This is a genomic window from Paenibacillus sp. CB74 (assembly GCF_055687625.1).
In genome coordinates this window covers 1,097,403-1,118,218 of record NZ_CM146009.1, presented here as the reverse complement: position 1 = coordinate 1,118,218, position 20,816 = coordinate 1,097,403, and the positions used below count along the sequence as shown (strand labels likewise).

19 protein-coding genes are annotated in these 20,816 nt (G+C 44.3%); 7 read left to right on the top strand and 12 right to left on the bottom strand.

Going from position 1 to position 20,816, the window contains the following annotated elements:
• Positions 1-72: 72 nt before the first annotated feature.
• From ACX9NY_RS05150 to ACX9NY_RS05135, 4 genes are all read right to left on the bottom strand, one after another.
• The gene (locus ACX9NY_RS05150; protein ID WP_472477368.1) at positions 73-2,286 is read right to left on the bottom strand and encodes an MMPL family transporter; all 2,214 of its coding nucleotides are present in this window, start codon (positions 2,284-2,286) and stop codon (positions 73-75) included.
• Between the two features lie 237 nt (positions 2,287-2,523).
• Complete coding sequence (locus ACX9NY_RS05145) at positions 2,524-3,171, bottom strand: response regulator (protein WP_307534972.1); 648 nt, start codon at positions 3,169-3,171, stop codon at positions 2,524-2,526.
• Entirely contained in the window at positions 3,158-4,366 is a 1,209-nt protein-coding gene (locus tag ACX9NY_RS05140) for a sensor histidine kinase (RefSeq protein WP_339235018.1), read from the bottom strand. Before ACX9NY_RS05140 ends, ACX9NY_RS05145 begins: the two co-directional genes overlap by 14 nt.
• 628 nt (positions 4,367-4,994) lie before the next feature.
• Positions 4,995-5,711 (bottom strand): YceI family protein, encoded by a 717-nt coding sequence (locus ACX9NY_RS05135; RefSeq protein WP_339235020.1) that lies wholly within the window; start codon positions 5,709-5,711, stop codon positions 4,995-4,997.
• Between the two features lie 189 nt (positions 5,712-5,900).
• Here ACX9NY_RS05135 and ACX9NY_RS05130 point away from each other — a divergent pair, with 189 nt between their 5' ends.
• On the top strand, positions 5,901-6,587 hold the full coding sequence (locus ACX9NY_RS05130; RefSeq protein ID WP_339235023.1) for a response regulator transcription factor: 687 nt from the start codon (positions 5,901-5,903) through the stop codon (positions 6,585-6,587).
• Entirely contained in the window at positions 6,572-8,038 is a 1,467-nt protein-coding gene (locus ACX9NY_RS05125; RefSeq protein ID WP_472477365.1) for a HAMP domain-containing sensor histidine kinase, read from the top strand. The genes ACX9NY_RS05130 and ACX9NY_RS05125 overlap by 16 nt, the downstream gene beginning before the upstream one ends.
• A 77-nt stretch (positions 8,039-8,115) precedes the next feature.
• Here the strand turns inward: ACX9NY_RS05125 and ACX9NY_RS05120 are convergent, their stop codons facing one another.
• Positions 8,116-8,928, bottom strand: coding sequence for an AAA family ATPase (locus ACX9NY_RS05120; RefSeq protein ID WP_339235028.1), 813 nt, complete (start codon positions 8,926-8,928; stop codon positions 8,116-8,118).
• A gap of 336 nt (positions 8,929-9,264) precedes the next feature.
• Here ACX9NY_RS05120 and ACX9NY_RS05115 point away from each other — a divergent pair, with 336 nt between their 5' ends.
• Together ACX9NY_RS05115 and ACX9NY_RS05110 are read left to right on the top strand one after the other, a co-directional pair.
• Positions 9,265-9,417, top strand: a complete 153-nt coding sequence (locus ACX9NY_RS05115; protein ID WP_074095586.1) for a DUF1540 domain-containing protein — start codon at positions 9,265-9,267, stop codon at positions 9,415-9,417.
• A 201-nt stretch (positions 9,418-9,618) separates the two neighbouring features.
• Positions 9,619-11,076: a 4-hydroxyphenylacetate 3-hydroxylase family protein gene (locus tag ACX9NY_RS05110; RefSeq protein ID WP_339256067.1), complete on the top strand. Its 1,458-nt coding sequence runs from the start codon at positions 9,619-9,621 to the stop codon at positions 11,074-11,076.
• Between the two features lie 18 nt (positions 11,077-11,094).
• Here the strand turns inward: ACX9NY_RS05110 and ACX9NY_RS05105 are convergent, their stop codons facing one another.
• From ACX9NY_RS05105 to ACX9NY_RS05095, 3 genes are read right to left on the bottom strand one after another with little or no spacing between them, the layout of a single operon-like run.
• Positions 11,095-11,661, bottom strand: a complete 567-nt coding sequence (locus ACX9NY_RS05105) for a nitroreductase family protein (protein ID WP_339256068.1) — start codon at positions 11,659-11,661, stop codon at positions 11,095-11,097.
• A 52-nt stretch (positions 11,662-11,713) separates the two neighbouring features.
• A complete protein-coding gene (locus ACX9NY_RS05100) occupies positions 11,714-12,520 on the bottom strand; it encodes a hypothetical protein (RefSeq protein ID WP_472477362.1) in 807 nt (268 codons plus the stop codon).
• Between the two features lie 5 nt (positions 12,521-12,525).
• Entirely contained in the window at positions 12,526-12,978 is a 453-nt protein-coding gene (locus ACX9NY_RS05095) for a flavodoxin (protein ID WP_339235037.1), read from the bottom strand.
• 292 nt (positions 12,979-13,270) lie between these two features.
• On the opposite strand from ACX9NY_RS05095, the gene ACX9NY_RS05090 reads away from it, so the two are divergent.
• From ACX9NY_RS05090 to ACX9NY_RS05080, 3 genes are all read left to right on the top strand, one after another.
• Entirely contained in the window at positions 13,271-14,134 is an 864-nt protein-coding gene (locus ACX9NY_RS05090) for a class I SAM-dependent methyltransferase (RefSeq protein WP_017687801.1), read from the top strand.
• 2 nt (positions 14,135-14,136) lie between these two features.
• Positions 14,137-14,868: an RluA family pseudouridine synthase gene (locus ACX9NY_RS05085; RefSeq protein ID WP_472477359.1), complete on the top strand. Its 732-nt coding sequence runs from the start codon at positions 14,137-14,139 to the stop codon at positions 14,866-14,868.
• A gap of 116 nt (positions 14,869-14,984) precedes the next feature.
• The gene (locus tag ACX9NY_RS05080) at positions 14,985-15,329 is read left to right on the top strand and encodes an MGMT family protein (RefSeq protein ID WP_253438335.1); all 345 of its coding nucleotides are present in this window, start codon (positions 14,985-14,987) and stop codon (positions 15,327-15,329) included.
• 109 nt (positions 15,330-15,438) lie between these two features.
• On the opposite strand, the gene ACX9NY_RS05075 is transcribed toward ACX9NY_RS05080, so the two are convergent.
• From ACX9NY_RS05075 to gyrA, 4 genes are all read right to left on the bottom strand, one after another.
• A complete protein-coding gene (locus ACX9NY_RS05075; protein ID WP_124116268.1) occupies positions 15,439-16,950 on the bottom strand; it encodes a DHA2 family efflux MFS transporter permease subunit in 1,512 nt (503 codons plus the stop codon).
• A complete protein-coding gene (locus ACX9NY_RS05070) occupies positions 16,947-17,393 on the bottom strand; it encodes a MarR family winged helix-turn-helix transcriptional regulator (RefSeq protein ID WP_062835118.1) in 447 nt (148 codons plus the stop codon). The genes ACX9NY_RS05075 and ACX9NY_RS05070 overlap by 4 nt, the downstream gene beginning before the upstream one ends.
• Before the next feature lie 278 nt (positions 17,394-17,671).
• The gene (locus tag ACX9NY_RS05065) at positions 17,672-18,112 is read right to left on the bottom strand and encodes a MarR family winged helix-turn-helix transcriptional regulator (RefSeq protein ID WP_472477356.1); all 441 of its coding nucleotides are present in this window, start codon (positions 18,110-18,112) and stop codon (positions 17,672-17,674) included.
• A gap of 232 nt (positions 18,113-18,344) precedes the next feature.
• Positions 18,345-20,804: a DNA gyrase subunit A gene (gene gyrA, locus ACX9NY_RS05060; protein ID WP_339235046.1), complete on the bottom strand. Its 2,460-nt coding sequence runs from the start codon at positions 20,802-20,804 to the stop codon at positions 18,345-18,347.
• Between the last annotated feature and the right edge of the window lie 12 nt (positions 20,805-20,816).

Here is a 20,816-nt window from a genome sequence, read left to right as displayed (position 1 = left end):
TAGAAAAACGAGATTAACCTCTCGACAAAACATTGGATGGCAGGTTTCATCACGAAACCTGCCATCTTTGATTTACACCTCTGCTCTATTTATAGGCTCTGGAAATAGATCATGCTGATTCGCACGTTTCTGATGACGTTTTTCAACGATTTCCATTACCTTTTCCCCCTCAACATCCAAGTTCGGAAGAAGACGATCTAACCATTTCGGCAAATACCAAGCCGATTTACCCATAAGCATCATCACACCCGGGACAATAAATAGCCGAACAATAAAGGCATCAAACAATACACCAAAGAGTAGGGCAAAACTCATAACCTTAATACTTGGATCATTTGTCATCATAAACCCTGCAAATACGGATATCATGATCAACCCAGCAGTTGTAACTACGCCCCCACTATGCTTAATTCCTGCGAGTACAGATTGTTTGGCATCACCATGCTTTTTGAAGTCCTCACGCATACGACTAACCAAAAACACTTCATAGTCCATAGCCAGTCCAAACAGGATTCCCACAACCATTATTGGTAAGAAGTTAAGCACAAGTGATTGTCCACTGAAACCAAAGAGATTTTGGAAATGTCCATCCTGAACAACGTAGGTAATAAATCCCATCGTAGCTCCGAGTGAGAGAACAAAACCGAGTACTGCTTTAATTGGAACCAAGATGGAGCGAAACACCATGACTAGCAGGATAAAGGCCAAACTAACGATTATGATACAGAACTTAGGTAAGGCTTCGTTCAGTTTTTGAGAGATATCAATATTAATTGCCGTACTGCCCGTTATTTGTAGTTCCACATGGTTCTGACGTTCAATCTCAGGAATATGACTGCGAATTGTTTTTACCAGTTCCACCGTTTCCACATCAGCGTGCCCCGTAGCTGGAATAATGTTAATCAAAGATACCTTTCCGGATGCGCCTGTAACCGGATCGGCAACCACCCCAATGTTCGGATAGGTTTTAAGTTGTTCCACTGTTTTTGCCACATTAGCCCCAGCTTCAGCACTTCCATCCGTTTTGACAAGAATCATCAGAGGATTGTGGTATCCTACGCCATATGCTTCAGATAACAAATCGTATGCTCGTCGTTCCGTCATACTGGTTGATTTTAATCCATCATCCATAGTCCCTGTTTCCATGTGTAGAAAGGGTACCGATATCGTGGAGAGAAGAACCAATCCTAGAATCACTGTGATCCAAGGTCGTCCTGTAACCAATCTACCCCATAGATTTCCTCGGGACTGATTTAATTTCTTAGAATCCTTTATCGGCTTAACTTTGATCTTTCCGCCCATTACGTCAAGAACGGCCGGCACTGTAATTACTGCAATTAGTACAGCTACAAAAATACAAAGTGCAGCAGCTACTCCCATGGCTGTGAGAAAAGGAATTCCAACAACTGCCATACCTGCAAGTCCAATAATTACGGTTACTCCTGCAAAAACAACTGCACTACCTGCTGTACCATTAGCTATAGCAATAGCCTCTCTTTTCTCAAAACCTTTTGCACGTTCTTGACGATATCTTGAAATAATAAATAGTGCATAATCAATACCCACTGCAAGTCCAATCATACTTGCCAATGACAATGCAAAGGAAGGTGTATCCAGGAAATTAGATCCCAGAATGATTAGCATTACACCCGTTCCAAGACCAATGACTGCGGTTAGAATCGGAATGATTCCAGTTAGGACAGATCCGAAAGCAATAGAAAGTATAACTAACGCAATTAGAATACCAATGCCTTCTGTAGCTCCACCAATCTCCATCTTTACATAACCTGCGCCCGTGAGCTCAGCTTGCAGTCCGGCATTCCGTAAATCATCTGCAGCATGAATTACATATTCTTTAGACGTCTCACTAACATCACCATCAGCCTTGTTATAAGAGACTGTCGCATAAGCGATCGTGCCATCGGTGTTCATTGATTCATTATCATATGGGCCAGACACTTCAGTTACAGCAGGATCTTTGGATATGCTCTGAAGTTGTTTTTCAATCAGTTGTTTCACCTTTTCAGATGATAATGTTTCGTTTGCGGGCGCCTTGAGCACCAGCTGAATTGCTTTACTACTATCTATCATTGAAGGAAACTCCTGATACATCTGTCCCATCGTTTCAATTGATTCTAACCCGGGTATCGTAGTTTCTTCAGTAAGCTTTGGCCCCATCCCCATTGCTACCATTGAGGTAATTAACATCACCATTATTGTTCCGATGATTACCTTAATACGGTTCTTGGCAGACCAAAATCCCAGTCTGTATAACATTTTTGCCATGTCAGTATCGTCTCCTCTGCTCTATCTCTTAAATATAATCTTATTTTATAATTAGTTTGGATTAGCAACATCGTCCCAATGGGCATTCAATTCTGCCCTTTGGGGAAAGATGTAACACGCTCATATTTTCTTTTGTGGATACCATCTACATCATATGCAATAAATGTAACTAGATAGATGACAACGTAAAAAGCATGCAGGTAGGTACCCTGCATGCTGGTTAGCGTTGATTAACATTTATAGTTTCAGAATACCTCGATCCAGCGCAGTTGCTACTGCCTGTGATCGAGAATCTACCCCCAATTTATTGTATATATTCGTTAGATGAGCTTTGACTGTTCGTTCTCCAATATTCATATCGAATGCGATTTCTTTGCTTTTATAGCCTTTAGCCACGCATTGCAAAATGTAGCTTTCTTTATCGCTCAACAGTTTGACATCTTCCTTGACCTCTTGTTGCGATTTTAATTTAGCGGCCATCACTCGCTCTAGCATCTCCTCAGATAAAAGCATTTCCCCTCGCATTGCAGAATCAATGCTTCTGAACAAGCTTTCTCTGCTTGTGTCTTTTAACAAATATCCTTTGGCTCCCAAAGCCAACCCGTTAATCATCATTTCATCCTCATTATACGTAGTCAGGATAATAATAGGGATCGTAAGACCTTTTTTCTTAAATTCCTTCATCGTTTCAAGTCCACTCAGAACAGGCATATTCAGATCCATTAAAATGATGTCTGGCTGAAGCTTCTCAACGTTCTCAAGGGCATCCTGGCCATTTACGGCTTCCCCTACGACTTGATATTTTTCGCTAGTCTCTAATATGAGCTTCAGTCCTTCACGCACTACAAAATGATCGTCCACCAACATAATTTTATAAGGGCTCATGCTGACCTCCTTCATGAATTGTCATTGACATCGTTATAGTTGTACCTTCTAGGCTGCTCTCGATCTCAATCTGTCCACCAATCAATCTTGCTCGCTCATGGATCCCAAGTAACCCATAGTGACCTGGTTCCTTTCCGATCGCATCAGGATTGAATCCTTTTCCATTATCTGATATTTCAATCTGAAGTTGATTGTTCGAGACGATAACACTGACTTTTACTACATTTGCTTTGGCATGGCGTGCAACATTCGTCAACACTTCTCTGATGATATGCAGACTATGTTCCATCACAACTCTGGATAGTAGCTGATTCAGTTGTACATGGCAGTCTACCTGAATGCCCGTGGAATGTCTGAAGTGTCTCACCTCATCTTCAATCGCTTCCTTAAAATCGATATCAGGTGCTGATTTAGTTCTAAGGTCATCTATTGCCCTACGTGCTTCAGCCAGTGTTCTACGTGCTTGCTGCATGGATTGAATTATAATGTTATGAGCCTTCTCTGTATTCCCCTGCATCATGTGTGCATTAGAAGCTTCCAATTGCATAATTAGACCCGCGACTCCTTGAGCAAGAGTATCATGTAAGTCCCTAGCCATTCGCTGCCGTTCATTGGACAATGTAAGTTCTTCGACTTTTTGATGAGCCACTTGCAATTCATTCAAAAACTTTTGCAATCTGACTCGTTCATGTACTTGACGAAAAAATAGGATTCCATAAGCGATTACGATAATTAACATCATCACAAACATTGGAATAAATACTATCAGTTCCTTGGTATCTCCCACGGTTAAGGCAGAATCAAAAAATATAATAACACTGATTAAAGCTATAAATATCACCCTGCTAATTCGAAAAGAAAAACCTAAACTTTGAGCAATGAGTACGGGGAGCAACCCAACTAACACTGCCTGATAACTTCCGGGGAAAAGGATAGCGCACAAGTAAATTAAAATCCCTTGTATTCCGAAATAAAACCAAAAATGTCTTTGGTTAACCCGATAAGAAAACCAATGCAACGCGGCGTGGAGAATAAATAGTCCCGTGAATACCAAACTGCTAATCACTCTAGGATCATCCAGAAACTGAAGCGTAACAGATCCTGCGTATACAAAGATTAACCAGATCAAGATGGGCTTTCTTGTTTCAAATAGTTCATGTATAGTCTCAAGTTTATTCTTATTAGTAACAACCATATAAGTTCACCTCAGTTCCAATATGTACAATGATTTTTGAAAATTTTTCAATAAAAGCTTATATTCCCTTTTTTGGGTATATGGTTAACGACTTATCCGATACTTATGCTAAAGATTTGTAAAAGCGCGAAAGAGAGTTAATTCAGTTATTACCTCATCTTAATGTTATCTACCCCTCCTTTGCATCGTACAAATGGGTATGTCTGATTGCCCTTTTGGGCAAAAATGCTCACTCGTATCTCACTAAATACAGTGAAGCACTCCAGATATTAGAGTACTTCACATACATTAGCTGACCTCTAGATGAATTCCCGTAACCCCTTCTGTTTTTTTGGCCTGATTCACAATAATCGGCCGCTTCTTGTTGTCATTATACACTAACGTTTCTACGTTAGTTTAATGTGCACTGGTCCAATGTCCCACAAAACTATACTTAGATGAGTGTTAGGTTCGTCATCAATAAAATCCAAATCTCGTAGTTTCACAGCATCTTAAATTTTCATTCATATGACAACCATATGACAACGCACACTATAAGAATCCACGATTTGTAAGAAACAAAAAAATCTGTCCGTGCACCGGAATGCGGATGCAGAACAGATTTTTAGATATATGATCGTTGCTATACTTATTTGGAGAGTTTTAATTCAAGCTGTACCTGAATATCATTTTCTGTCGAAAGCACAACCGAGTGCGGATTTTCCATTCCGAAATCTTCGAAGGTTACCATCGATGTCGCTGACAACAAAACTTCGTTATTCTCATAAGCCGCTTTTGCATCAAAAGTGACTTCTTTTTCAATACCTCTAACGGTTAAAGTACCCTTCATCTTGATATCAACCGTTTGACCGACAGGCCATTCTGCAGGTACCCCTTCAAATGAAGTCGCTGTAAATGTTGCTTGCGGATATGTAGCAATGTCGAAGAAATCCGCTTGCTTCACGTGACCATCACGCTGTCCATTCCCGGAATCAATTCCATCCATCTCGATCTGTCCTTCTGCTTTCATCTGAGCAGCATCGTCTACATTAATAGTCCAATTGCCTGTTACCTGCTCGTCCACAAAGTTAACGGTCTCCTGCGAAGTAGTTACAGAGAAGTATACTTTGGAACCTTCACTAATGCTCCAGTCTCCGTTCAATTGCTCTGCTCCCGCAGTTTCATTGGCTATAGCCGTTCCTGTGCTGTCTACCGTAGTTGTGGAAGTCGCTGTGCTCGCAGGAATCACCTGCTCAATCTCCACGTTGTTCCCCAAATAGCTATTACTGAGATAGTATCCACCGCCACCGATTACGACAACAGCCGCTACACCTGTTATGAGCCATGCTTTTGCTTTCTTGTTCATCTCTATTTCCTCCAGTGCATCATTGTTTAAGTTGGTTGTTGAATGGATCATATCAATTGAATGTGTCAGGAAGAAGTCAAGAAAAGACAAGGCCCATATTTTTTTCGAATCCGTAATACAGGATTGGCTTTACGCTCTGGCTCATGTAAAATCAGTACAAGTTTATGAAATGAAAGGAGAACGCTTTTCTTGAAATCCATACTTATCGTCGAGGATGAACAAGCTATTGCACGAGTACTGGCTGCTTATCTGAGAAAAGCAGAATTCGAAGTTCATCATGCAGCAGATGGACCGACTGCACTTACCTTTTTTGATACCGTAACACCTTCCCTTGTATTACTTGATGTGATGCTGCCAGGAATGGATGGATGGGATCTGCTGCGGATTATTCGTGAAAAAAGTGCTTGTCCCGTGATCATGCTAACCGCACTGGATGACATTTCAGATCGTCTCAACGGATTGAATGCCGGTGCTGACGATTATATGAGCAAACCTTTTGTACCGGAAGAAGTGGTCGCCAGAGTTAATGCGGTGTTGCGCCGTAATCCACATTGGACCTCAGGCGGCGAAGAGAAACGTTCCTTTGGAAATCTCGTCATTGATCTTGCTGCCAAGCAGGTGCTGCTGAACGGTGCAGAAGTTGCACTCACACCTCGTGACCTCTCATTACTGTTCTTCCTGTCCGATTATCCAAATCGTACGTTTACCAGGGATCACCTTATTGAACAGGTATGGGGGATGGACTATGATGGCAGTGACCGTGCTGTGGATCTATCGATTAAACGACTGCGTCAAGCCCTCTCCCACTGGTCGCCAGAGACAGGAGAAATTCGGACGTTGCGAGGAATGGGGTATCAATTTTGGATAGCCAACTGAAACAGAAGAAACCGAAACGAACGATATCCATTCTTTCACACTGGACACTGCGATATTTTCTGATTTTATGTATTGGTTTCACAATTATTGTGGCTGGGGCACTCTACTGGATTCGAACAACTTCCATTGAGAAAAGCCTCAAAACTGCAGAACTGCTGGGTCTGGAGATCGCAGATCATGTGACCAGTGAAAATAATATACTACGGGTTCCACCCGATCTGGACAGACTGGTAACCAAGCGAGAGAAACTATTTAATACAGATCATTATTTTTGTGTGATGATCTTGGACAACAACAATCAATTGATTTTTTCCCAGCCTAAAATGGAGCAAAAAGATGTACAATATCGACTATCAGACGACTATCTTGAACCGCGAAACAACAAATATGCAGGTGTAACGGTCAACATATCCGAGGGCGATCAAACCTTGGGTAAAGTGTGGGTCATGCAGTCCAAACAATCCATTACATTTGGTCCAGAGACCATATGGCTCGTGGCTCTAATCCTCGGAGGACTAATCCTCTGCGGATGGTTCACAATCTATCTCCTGTCCAATAAGTTATCCAGACCTATTCGTCAGGTAGCCTATGCAGCTGAACAGATTCGAGGTGGCAATTATGATGTGAGTCTTGACTTGAATACACGAGAGCGTGAGATCAATGAACTTGTTAATTCATTCCGCGATATGGCCTCTCGTCTCCAACAACTTGAAGAATGGCGCACACTTTCGCTGGCAGGGGTAAGTCATGAACTCAAGACACCGGTAACTTCCATCAAGGGGCTCGTAATGGCAGTACGTGACGATGTTGTGAGTCCACAGGAAGGAAAAGAATTTTTGGATATCGCTTTGAAGGAATCTGAACGCATGGAGCGTATGGTCGCAGATTTGCTGGATTATAACGCCATGGCAGCAGGAAGTGTTACGGTTCGCAAGGAACGGACGGATCTGAAGCTGTTAGTTGGTGAGATCATCTATCAGTGGAAGATTGCGTATGAGGATAAAATGCCAGAGGTTCAGCTGCACACCCCTTCAATTAACTTCTTTACCATGGGGGATGCTCTCCGCATTCAGCAGATCATTGTTAATTTGCTCAATAATGCACTTCATGCCACAGCTCCTGAACAAAAGGCTGTCTTCGATATTTATCTACGCGCAGAAGAACAGATGTTATACGTTGATGTCAAGGACAACGGCACAGGCATCGCGTCCGAAGACCAACCCAAGATCTTCGAACGCTTCTATCGTGGAGAACTCAAGAAACGTCGTAACCGCGGCCTGGGTCTAGGCTTAACATATAGCCGGCTACTCGCTCAGGAACAAGGCGGTGAACTGACACTTCTCTCCAGTAGTCCGGAAGGCAGCACGTTCAGATTGAGCCTGCCACGCTGGACTGCAAGTCAAGAAGCCGTGAATACGGAAAAAGCATACGGAGCAGCCGTTAAAGTGTAACGCAACATGCTAACACTAACATGACAAATAGCCCAGGAATTCCATTCAGGAGACTGGGCTATTCCAGCGTTTTTCAGTCAACACTCTAATACACGTGGCCTATATTCATCGTACGCATCCGAGATCAGTTGCTTATGAAGTAAACTGCTGGCTATGATCGCTTTCCGCTTTGCTTTCAAAACGATCTGCTCTATATCCGCATAACTGCACCCTGCCAGGCGTTCACATATGTAATCTTCCAGCCGGGTCTCCTGTTCAAATGTCCCAACCAACTTGCTGATATACAATCTGCGACTTGAATCATCAGGCATACCATAGGTCATCTTCGTATCAAAACGCCGCCATATGGCATGATCCAGTTGGGTTTCCAGATTCGTTGCAGCCACCAGAATACTGTCCCCATCGAATTCGTCCAGACACTGCAACAACGTATTGACGACACGAGCCATCTCTTTTACTTCATCATTACTCTCACGCGTGCGACCTATGGCATCAAATTCATCTAGAAATAACACACAGGGATTCAATCGCGCATATTCGAATAACTTGCGAACATTACTGCCCGTCTCCCCAAGATGGCTATGAATAATTGCATCTAATCTCACGAGTACCAGTGGCAAATCAAGCCGCTCTGCCAGATGTGATGCCGTTAATGTTTTTCCTGTACCAGGTGGCCCGAACATGACCATTTTATTGGGGATGGACACATCATGCTCTCTGAATTTCTCTTTCATGCCCAGAATGGTGATGAATTCATTAATGATACGCTCATTTTCAGCGGAAAATACAATATGCTGGGCTTTGCGCCTACACTCTTTGGGTGTGTAAAAAGCAGCCATATCGATCCCTTTTGCTCGTGGAATCCGGTTCATATGGTTCATTTTGCTCATGTAACAAATGCTCCTTCACTTATAGTTTAAGTCCGTGATTCAAGTTATATAGAATCCAATAAATTTTAATCGTAATTATTACTATTAAATAATAACATACTAATGCCTTTTTGCAAATCTAACCAAAGCACGTCCACTATTCTGCCACAGAAGGTAGTCATTGGTTGCAAGCTTCAATAAAATTTGCTATTCTAAATATGCATCGTTGTGTATAACGCAAAAAAGCCCTCCAATTTTCGTGAGAGCAAAAATTTTCCATATTCGCAAGCGGCAACTTGCTACATCTGGATTCTTTATACCAACGAATGTAATCCAATTAAAGTGAGGTTAACAATCATGGCAAAAGACGTATTGTGTGAAGTTAATTCCTGTCGTCACTGGGCTCAAGAGAACAAATGTAATGCTTCTTCAATCTACATCGTAAGCCACAGTTCCAAAGAAGCAAGTCAGTCTGCTGAAACAGACTGTAAGACTTTTGAAGTAAAATAAGTAATCTCGTGTAATTCCCTAAAGGAGCCCTTACCGGTTCCTTTTTTCTTTGTCTATTTTAACAAGAATGATAATTATTATCAAGCCCTAATCTGTAAAAATCCTTCTCACCTCTTAAATGCACATTGGACAGATCACCTACGTACACTACGTAAGAAGTCAATCTGCCCATGAACGATTAGAACCAAGAGGTGAATAACAATGCCTGTTAAAAGTGGCACACAGTATCGTGAACGAATTGATGCACAATCCGTCCCTTGCTGGTACAAAGGTAACCTTATTACTGGAAAACGCTCTGAACATGTAGCATTTGCTGGTTTAATGGAGACTCAGATGTACATGTATGATCTGCAATCTGACCCTAAATTTACGGAAATGATGACGTATGCCTCTCCGGCCGATGGAAAACCTGTGGGCATATCCTTCCTTCCCCCAACCAGTGCCGACGACCTCCGCAAACGACGGGAAGGGATGAATATCTGGGCAAATGTCCATCATGGCTTTCTTGGACGCTCACCCGATTACATGAATACAGCCATCATGTCCTTTTACACAGGTGCCGATCTTCTGAACGAATTGTCTCCCCAATATGCAGAAAATCTCAAGAATTATTATGCCTACTGCCGTGATCATGATATTACGCTATCTCATGCCTTCATTCAGCCTTATGCCAGCAAAATGTCAGGGCAATTGGATGCCACTGAGGATGCTATTGCAGCAAAAGTCGTAGATCGTACCGAAGAAGGTCTCATTATTAGCGGAGCATTTATGATGGCTACACAAGCGGCCACTTCGGATGAGATTTTTGTCTATCCGTCACCTTCTCCTGCCCCATTTGATGACGAAAATCCATTTGCTTTCTCTTTTGCTGTCCCCAATGATCTTCCAGGAATCAGTCTGGTATGCAGGGATACCTATGCAGCCGAATCTCACACCAACTATCCACTGAGTTCCAGATATGAAGAAATGGACAATATCGTTATCTTTGACCGGGTACTCGTTCCACATGAACGAATATTTTTTGCAGGAAGTGAGGAGATGTCCTCACGTCTCTTCAGTGGTAGTAACTTTCATATTCACGCAGGTCATCAGGTATTGTGTCGTTATATTGCCAAGACGGAATTTGTCCTCGGTACAATTCAGCTTCTCACGGATACTCTCGATCTGAATACGGAAGCACATGTTATTGAGAAAACTGCACGTCTGTTCGCAGGTCTTGAATCATTAAAAGCATTGGCTTTGGCTGCGGAGGCAGGTGCGATACCAGATGGAAGAGGATTTGTATTACCTGCACCCAAACCATTGATGGCAGCCAATCTTCTTTTCCCGAAACTTTATCCTGAGATGATTGAAACTCTGCAACTTTTGGGTTCGAGTGGGGTAATTATGATCCCTCAGGAAGAAGAGTTTCAATCCGATATCGCCCCTTCATTGAATATCTATCTGAAAGGGAACGATATGGCTTCTTATGAACGCAACGCTCTGTTCCGTCTGATCTGGGAACTTGGGGCTGGATCATTCGGAGGCAGACAGACTCAATTCGAACGATTCTTTTTTGGCAATGTCCTTACCGTATCCAATCGATTATACTCCGTATATAACAAAGATCAGACAAATCGTAAGCTCGTTCGTGATTTTCTAACCAATACCAGCAAATAAGAGAACCAAAGATTCATTTTATACCAGATGGTCATAGACCGTCATCAGTTCAGAGGCCGGTCTGCTTGCATCGACATCCCGCAATCCAGGCTGGTCTCCGTAACCGATATGGAATACACCTAACACCTTCTCTGCACTTGTCAAACCCATCAGATTCATAAATACAGGATGTTGCTGATAATCATTGATCTTCCAGACAGCATTCAACCCCTGTTCCGCAGCCAGAATACTGAAACGTTTGCTCCAGGCTTTGGCCGGCAGAAGATTATCCTCACGGGCATTCACAGGCGCTACCACAACCAGATGGGTAGGGATCGCTTCCGTGTACTGATATGTAGCCCAATCGCCGTAACGATCAGCCAGATGGGGTGGATAGCTCTGTCTGACCGCTTCCAAATATAGCTGTCGCCCTTCGCCTGCAAACAACATAAACCTCCAAGGTTCTGAACTCATCACATATAATGAAGGATCTGCTTCATCAAGCAACTTTCGTATAACCGACTGGGGTACTGGCAACGGACTGAATTCACAAGTTCCTGCACGTCTTTTGCCGCTGCTTATATCTTGACTTAGACCGGTAGACATGGCTACTTTCCCTCCTCTATCTGCATGATATATCTTTATCCTTCAACCGCCTTCACATCAACCATGTTTTCTTCGGTTCAACGGCTTCCGTTCTCCAGCGATCCACCTCTTCGTGTATGCGCACTTTATCACGCGTTGTAAACTGTTCTGACTCCACCACTTCTGCTTGCGGCATGCTATCACGTATCAAGTGAATGTAGTCCATGGAACGAATCAGAGACTGGCGTCCAGGGATGTACCTAATTTTGCGTCCTTCCAACAAGCAGTATATCTCGATCATCCCCGGTAATTTTCCGAAAGCTTCCCAGCAGAATGCACTGACCATATGCTGAAACGCCTCAACTACGTTCGGATCATGGACAACCATATATTTCTGAATAAGCAGCGAATCCCATCCTTCTGGTTGCCAGGCCGCCTGAAATATCATCGACAAATGCATGGATAATGAAGGTAACTCCGTTCTCCACTGTTCAAATAGAATGGCTGGATGCTTCAGATCATCGTTCATTGCAATGGCGAGTGACAATTCATCCGTGATCTTGCTCTTCACATCCCAGTAATGGAGTACCGACTCGAAACCATCTGTCTTTCTGGGCCACCACTTCTCAAGTAAATACTGTACGGGTATTTCTTTGCGAACATCGGGGTCCAAGCTATAAAAGGCATTAACCGCATGGCTCACCGCATATTGTACACGGTGCCTCCATTGCAGTGGAGGACGCTGCTCAGATACGGGTTCAGGGCGGATGAACCGGTCTGGGCTGCGCAGCATTTCTTCCAATCTGTAATCTTCAAGCAAGCGGGCAGGAAGGTCATTCCTTCCGACCGGCATCGCCGCCTGAATATTATGTCTTAACATGATCTTTAGGACACCTGTAATCCGGCAGCAGCAAAGCGTTTGCCAAAGTCACGGCATGAATCCTTCTCCTGCTCAAGCGGACTGTATTCTATTTTTAACATCTCTGGAGAAACCTCCGCCCCACGCTCTTGCAGCTTGGCAGCAGCGAGATCAACTGCACCACAGAACTGCTCATACGAGGTATCACCACTTCCGAACACCGCGGCTCTCTTCCCGCTCAAGTCAAGCTCATCCAGCTCTTCATAGAAATCCAGGAATTCATCTGGCAACTCCCCGTCTCCCCAAGTGTAGACGCCAATCATGAATCCGTCATAGTCCAATACATCGGATGCATTACAATCCGTTACGGATTTCAGATCTGCCTCGTGTCCTCCCTGTGTAATTCCTTCCACAATCAGTTCTGCAATTTCTTCTGTATTTCCCGTCATGCTCGCATAAGCCACTAACAATTTAGCCATCTATTTTTCCCTCACTTTAATTGGATCATGTTAATATTCTCTCCGAAGAAAGAATGAATTTGAATTAACAAAATCATATGTGATAATGATTATCATTGTCAAATTAAATTTTGATTATCTCTGTTTTTCAATATATGGCGCACATTGGATTTCAACACAGCTAAACATCCTTCACCCTTTTAAGGTCCGATGTCATACCTTCCTCCAATGATCCCGTCCCCCAACTGGCGTACAAGCCCTTTTTTGTTGTACAATAGTATCCAAATGACTTTTGAAGGATGGATAAATTATTATGTACGTAGCTAAGAATTGGAAGGACTATGAAGTAATCGATACAGGAGGCGGAGAGAAACTGGAGCGTTGGGGAGATGTGATTTTACGCAGACCCGATCCACAGATTATTTGGCCCCTTGAGCAAGAAACCAATGAATGGCGTCAAGTGCATGGTCACTATCATCGCAGCTCTTCCGGTGGCGGTAACTGGGATATGAAAAAGCCCATTCCCGAGCGCTGGACGATCGGATACGAAAACCTGAAATTCCACATTAAACCTACCAGCTTCAAGCATACTGGCCTGTTCCCTGAACAAGCTGCCAACTGGAGCTGGATGATGGATAAAATCTCCAATGCAGGACGCCCTATTTCTGTCTTGAACCTGTTTGCCTATACAGGCGGTGCAACGGTAGCCGCAGCTTACGCAGGCGCTTCTGTCGTGCATGTGGATGCAGCTAAAGGCATGGTTCAATGGGCCAAGGAAAATGTTCAATTATCCGGACTGGCTGATCGCCCTGTTCGTTTTATTACAGATGATGTATTCAAATTCGTACAACGGGAGCAACGACGTGGAAATCGTTATGACGCCATTATCATGGACCCTCCTTCTTATGGCCGTGGTCCGAATGGAGAGACATGGAAACTGGAAGAGAACCTTTATCCATTCTTGAAATCATGTATGACAATCCTGTCGGATAATCCATTATTCATGCTGGTTAACTCCTACACCACGGGTATCTCCTCCACGGTTCTGCGTAACATGTTAACCATGACAATGTCTGCTCAGTACGGTGGTGACATTACTGCAGGTGAAATCGGGCTGCCGATCACACGCAGTGGTCTTGATCTGCCTTGTGGTATTCTGGGCCGTTGGGAGTCCTAATCATGTCAGAACATCGGCATGATCATGATGCAATTCCGATTCTGTTTGAAGACAACCATCTATTAGGCATTACGAAGCCGGTCAATGTACCTACCCAGGAAGATGCATCAGGTGATCCGGATTTGCTTACATTGCTGAAACAGGATCTGAAAGAACGATATAACAAACCTGGCAATGTCTATCTCGGGTTGGTACACCGACTTGATCGTCCTGTTGGAGGGGCAATGATCTTTGCCAAGACATCCAAAGCAGCTTCGAGATTGTCCGAGACAGTGCGGGGACGTCATTTCCGTAAAATATATGCGGCAGTTGTACATGGCAAGCTGCCTGCACAACAGGGAACGTTAAAACATACGCTCCTGAAGGATGCACGCACGAATACTGTTACGGTTGTACCTAAGGGTACAGCTGGTGGTAAGGATGCCGTTCTCGATTACCGCGTTATTGGGGAGACAGACCGTTACAGCCTCGTCCATATCGAACTGCACACCGGCAGATCTCATCAGATTCGGGTGCAAATGAAAGAAGTCGGCTGTCCTCTGTACGGGGATCAGAAGTACGGTGCAAGCGTGAATAAACCCGGGCAACAGATTGCGCTATGGTCTGTGATTGCAGCCTTCCCCCATCCAGTTACCAAGGAAGAAGTCATTCTGCAATCCTTGCCTGCAAGAGAATTTCCCTGGGCAGAATGGCCTGCTGCAGTGTACCAAAAAGCTTTTGAACAACCTCTATAAGTACACAGGATCAGGTTAGATCTGTCCATATCACGTGTCGTTCAGATTCTGTATCTGACGACACGTTTTTTAATATTTCCAGCTATATGCCTAACATACAGAGAGGAGACATTTTGATGACCCCGTTTACCAAACAAGTCATTGCGATTATTGCGGCGATTCCTGAAGGTAAAGTGATGACTTACGGTCAGATTGCAGCCCATGCCGGTAGTCCAAGAGCCGCGAGACAAGTCGTACGAATCCTCCACTCGATGAGCCGCAAGGAACGTCTGCCCTGGCACCGTGTCGTCAACGCAAAAGGCGAAATCTCCATACCGGATGAACACTCGCGCATGATGCAGGAAACAGAACTGATTAGCGAAGGTGTGGAGTTCCAACTAAACGGAACCATTAATCTCAAACGGTTCGGACATGAGCCCGATCCTGTATTTCTTATCGATCCAACGATCCAGCCCGAATAAGATTCCTCTCTCCATATTTCAGCACACCAAAAAAGAGAACTCAGGCAGTTAGGGGCTACCCCTTTTCAACTGCTAGAGTTCTCTTTTTTTAGCTTTTATCTGATATTTGTTATGCGGTAGCCGTCGCTTTTTCCTGTTCTACAGTAACAGGTTCAACAGCTGGTTTCGTTTTACGAATAAAGAACGCCATAATTAAAGCAACCACGGTCATTCCGGTAGCCACGATGAATGCATAGTTAACACCATATATTGTTGCATCTGCTGTAGCAGCTATCATCGCTGTCTTATCAGTAGGATCAACCTGACCCGCAGCCACTGCATCGGCCAGATGTGTTTTGAGCTTGCTGCTCATGATGGTAACGAGAATGGCTGTACCGATCGCTCCGGCAACCGTACGCAATGTGTTGGACATCGCAGTACCATGCGCGTTCAGACGTTGAGGCAGTTGATTCAGACCTGCTGTCTGGATCGGCATCATCAGCATCGACATACCGAACATACGAGCCGTGTAGATAAACATCATGTAACCGTAAGTCGTGTCGATGGCCAGACGACTCAGTCCAAATGTTGTAATTGCCGTAATGGCAAGACCTGCAACTGAAAGCCAGCGAGCGCCTACCTTATCAAATATGCGACCCGTGATCGGAGACATGATCCCCATCAATATCGCACCAGGCATCATCAGAAGTCCTGATTCAATTGGTGAGAAACCACGAATGTTTTGCAGGAAAATTGGAAGCAGGATCATACCTGCAAACATCGCCATTGTCACAAGCATATTGATGATTGTCGTTAAAGAATACATATTGTACTTGAAGATACGGAATTCAAGGAGCGGATGATCTGTTGTCAATTGACGAATAACGAACAGAATCAGGGAAATCGCACCTACCACGAGACATCCAATGACAATTGCACTGCCCCATCCATCAGTACCCGCATCACTAAATCCGTAAAGCAAACTGCCAAAACCAAGTGTAGATAAAATAACGCCTGGATAATCCAGTTTAGGTCTGGACTGGCGTGTTACGTTTTTGACAAAAGCAATACCAATTGCCGTTGCAATAATAGAGAATGGCAAGATGATGTAGAACAATAATCTCCAGGAATAGTGCTCAACTACATAACCTGAAAGTGTAGGCCCAATCGCAGGAGCCAGAATCATCGCGATCCCCATGGTTCCCATGGCCTGACCACGTTTCTCAATCGGGAAGATGGTCAGGAATACAACGGTCATCAGAGGCATCAGGATACCTGCACCCGCAGCCTGAATGACACGACCCACCATTAGAATCGTAAAGGTTGGACTAAGACCACAGACTAACGTCCCTATGGTAAAGAGAGTCATGGCTGTAATGAAAATTTGACGAGTTGAAAATTTCGCAATCAGATATGCCGTAACCGGAATCAGTACACCGTTGACGAGCATGTAACCCGTGGTTAACCATTGGGCTTTGTTTGCATTGATCGCGAGGTCTTCCATAATTTTAGGAAGAGCTACGTTCATCAGGGTTTGGTTCAGGAATGCCACGAAGGCACCAATTAACAATGCCGCTACAATCGGGCCTTTCTTGATGTTGTCCATCGCGGAGGATGGAGCTGCAGCAGTAGTCGTGCTCATATGTTGTTCATCTCTCTTCCTTGTAACTTTTCAATCATTTGACTATGAATTCTAAGTAGGTGCTCAAGGTCTTCCTTCGATATATCCAGAATGGGTGACACTCTCTCCATCCACAGATGGTGGGTTTCCTGTTGGGCCTGCTCCCCTTTATCCGTGATCTGAAGTTTAACGGATCGGCGGTCAGCATCAGAACGTGTCCGAACGATATACTCGCCCTTGACGAGCCGCTCCACAACAGCACTCATGGAACTGCTACCCATATGGCATAGCTCAGCTACTTCGTTGATGCCGATGGAAGGACGCTCCCTCAGGATGGATAACACCATAAACTGAATCGAAGTCAACTCGATCTCCTTGTTTTCATTCCAGAATGCTCGAAAAAGCATTTGATTCACTTGGCGGAACGAATTGATAATATAGAATACTTCATACGTATCAGTCATTGTTTCACCCTTTTACTTATGGAATATAATATTTCGTACACGAAATATCAGGGGAACAATTATTTATTATAACAAAAATATTTACATAGTCAACTCTTTACATATGAAATCAACAAAATAATATTGGGGCATACTAAAATGTGTGATTTCCTTGCCCCTTTCCTCAACTAACCTGGACACAATGTGTATCATATGTAATTTGTAAATAAAATAACCATAGGGCTCCTGCACGAAACGAGCAGGTACTCCTATGGTTACTCAGAATAATCAGCATTGTATTATACCGAAGTGGATAATGCAGGCTCTTTCGTTTTAGGTGTTGTCATTTTGCCTAACAGATATACCAGCAATTGTTGATTGTGCATCGATATGTTACTGAGAACAGAGTTCATGAATTCATTGCGGATGGAAATCCCCCGCTCTGTTTCCATTCTTCCTTTATCGGAAAGAGAAACCCAGACAATGCGTCGATCCTGATTATCCCGATTCCTGCGAATCAGATCATTCTTTTCCATCCGATCGAGCAGCATGGTTACGGCAGCTGGCGTAGTCGCCAGATAAGGAATCAGATCCGAAGGTTTCATCTTCTGATGATCCTCAAGCACCTCCAGGACAGCTAGCTGAGCCTCCGTCAATGAGGGGGCCAGCTCTTGATCCATATGCAGTTTATAATCTTTGGTTAGTCTGGACCAGCACTTGGCAAAATCGGAATTATACATCTTGCATCGCTCCTCTCTGCAACCGGTTATCACTTCACCTGCTTAAGTTTTCGCCCTCCAAAGCCGCATTCCTGCTGCCTTTTTTCATTTTCCTAGCGATCGACCGTAATCGACGAAGGTTGTTAAACTTCGCATGGATGTGCTCTTCTAATCCGCCTTCGAACAACAAAAAAAGACTCTTCGCATGACAGGATTAGCTGCGCTGCGAAAAGTCTTTTATGCTTACTCTTTATCAAGTTGATGCTGGCTGATTCTCATTGAAGTCCCTCAGAAGTTCAACGATCTCGTCCTGTTTATCCACAGGAACGAGCAGTTTGCCAATATGTTTGCGTTCCGTAATCGGAACACCTTCCGAAGAGATCGGATGCACGTGGCCTTCCTTGGTCATGACAGTGATGTTGCGTTGCTCTTTGCAATAAAAAGCGCCAACAATACGACTGCCATTCGGTTTCACGCGTTTGCCTTCCTTGAACTCGAATGTGGCAAGTCCCTTGCCTCCACGACTCTGCACAGCATAATCCAGCAGTAATGAACGTTTACCATATCCCAAATCGGACAACACGGCAACTTCACCTTCATCTCCTGCAACCCATAGGGCGGATACAACTTCATCTGTATCTCTCAACTGAATGCCACGAACACCACCGGATACACGTCCCATTGGATTGACCTCATCCTCACGGAAACGAATCGCCATGGCTTCTTTTGTAATCAACATAATATCTTGGTCACCCGTACTCAGATGTACAGATAACACTTCATCGTCCTTACCCACTTTACAAGCTGCAACTGCGCCGGAACGTTTGGTAACGTAATCCTTCAGTTCCGTCCGCTTCACCTGTCCTCTTCGTGTAACGAAGACCAGACTATGATTCGGCTCTTCAAAGGATTTCACAGCAAGCACACTTGCAATACGGTCGTCTTTCGCAAGAGGAATGACGTTCACAATGGCTGTGCCCGGGTCTTTCCACTTGAACTCAGGTACCTGATGAACAGGTAACAGGAAATACTGACCTTTCCTCGTAAAGACAAGCAGATTCTCAAGCGTATTTACTTCCAGAACCTGAGCGATATAATCGCCGTCTTTTACACCACTTCCGCTCCGTTCACCACCAGAACGTGTAAAGGACTGCATGCCTGTACGTTTCACGTATCCTTCTTTGGATAACGTCACAAATACATCTTCTGCATTCACAAGTACTTCGAGATTCACCTTGAGTTCTTCCACTTCACCCTGGATCGCAGAACGACGGTCTATACCGTATTTCTCACGAATCTCCATCAATTCCTTGCGGATGACTCCGATAAGCTTGCGGTCACTATCCAGAATGGATCGTAATTGCGCAATCTTTTTCATCAGATCACCGAGTTCCTTCTCCAGAGAATTAATCTCCAGATTCGTCAAACGATACAATTGCAAAGTAAGGATGGAATCCGCTTGACGTTCCGTGAATCCAAACATCCACATCAGGTTATTTTGAGCATCCTGCCGATTCTTGGACGCTTTGATCGCTGCAATGACCTCGTCAAGGATGTTAAGAGCTTTAACCAAGCCCTCCAGCACATGTGCACGGTCTTCCGCTTTCTCCAGCTCAAACCGGGTACGGAATGTGACAACTTCCCGCTGATGGGCAATGTAAGCCTCCAGAATTGATTTCAATCCCATTTGCTGTGGTGCTTTATTCACAATCGCAACCATATTGAAGTTATAAGTGACCTGAAGGTCGGTTTTCTTCAGCAAATAAGCCAAAATACCTTGTGCGTCCGCTTCTTTTTTCAGCTCAACCACGATCCGTAGCCCTTCACGTCCGCTCTCATCACGCACTTCGGCAATACCTTCGACTTTTTTCTCAAGTCTAATGTTCTCCATCGCTGTAACCAGACGCGACTTCACGACTTGATAAGGAATTTCGGTAATGACAATTTGCTGTTTGCCACCGCGCATATTTTCAATCTCGGTTTTGGACCGGATATAGATCCGTCCTTTACCTGTGCGATAAGCATCCAGGATGCCGTCACCACCCATAATCAATCCGCCGGTTGGAAAGTCTGGACCCTTCATGAACATCATGATCTCGTCCAGCTCAATCGACGGCTTCTCCATCACAGCGATGGAAGCATCAATGACCTCACGCAAATTGTGTGGAGGAATCTCCGTTGCAAACCCTGAGGAGATACCGCTGACACCATTAACCAGCAAGTTCGGATAACGGGATGGCAATACAACCGGTTCTTTGGCTGTATTATCAAAATTATCCTTAAACAGAACCGTCCGTTTCTCGATATCGCGAAGCATCTCCATCGCGATGGGCGACAAACGGGCCTCCGTATACCGCATCGCCGCTGCCGGGTCATCATCCTGTGATCCCCAGTTACCATGACCGTCCACGAGCATATGGCCCATTTTCCATGGTTGAGCCATCCGCACCATGCCCTCATAGATGGAGGAGTCACCATGTGGATGATAATTACCCATTACGTCCCCAACGGTTTTGGCAGACTTGCGGTAAGTCTTGTCAGGCGTATTACCTGAATCGTACATGGCGTACAGAATACGCCGTTGTACTGGCTTCAATCCATCCCGGACGTCCGGAATGGCTCGATCTTGAATAATATATTTGGAGTAGCGACCGAAACGGTCCCCTACGACCTCTTCGAGAAAGGCCGGCATAAATTGTTCTGATGGACTCATTCCAAGCACCTT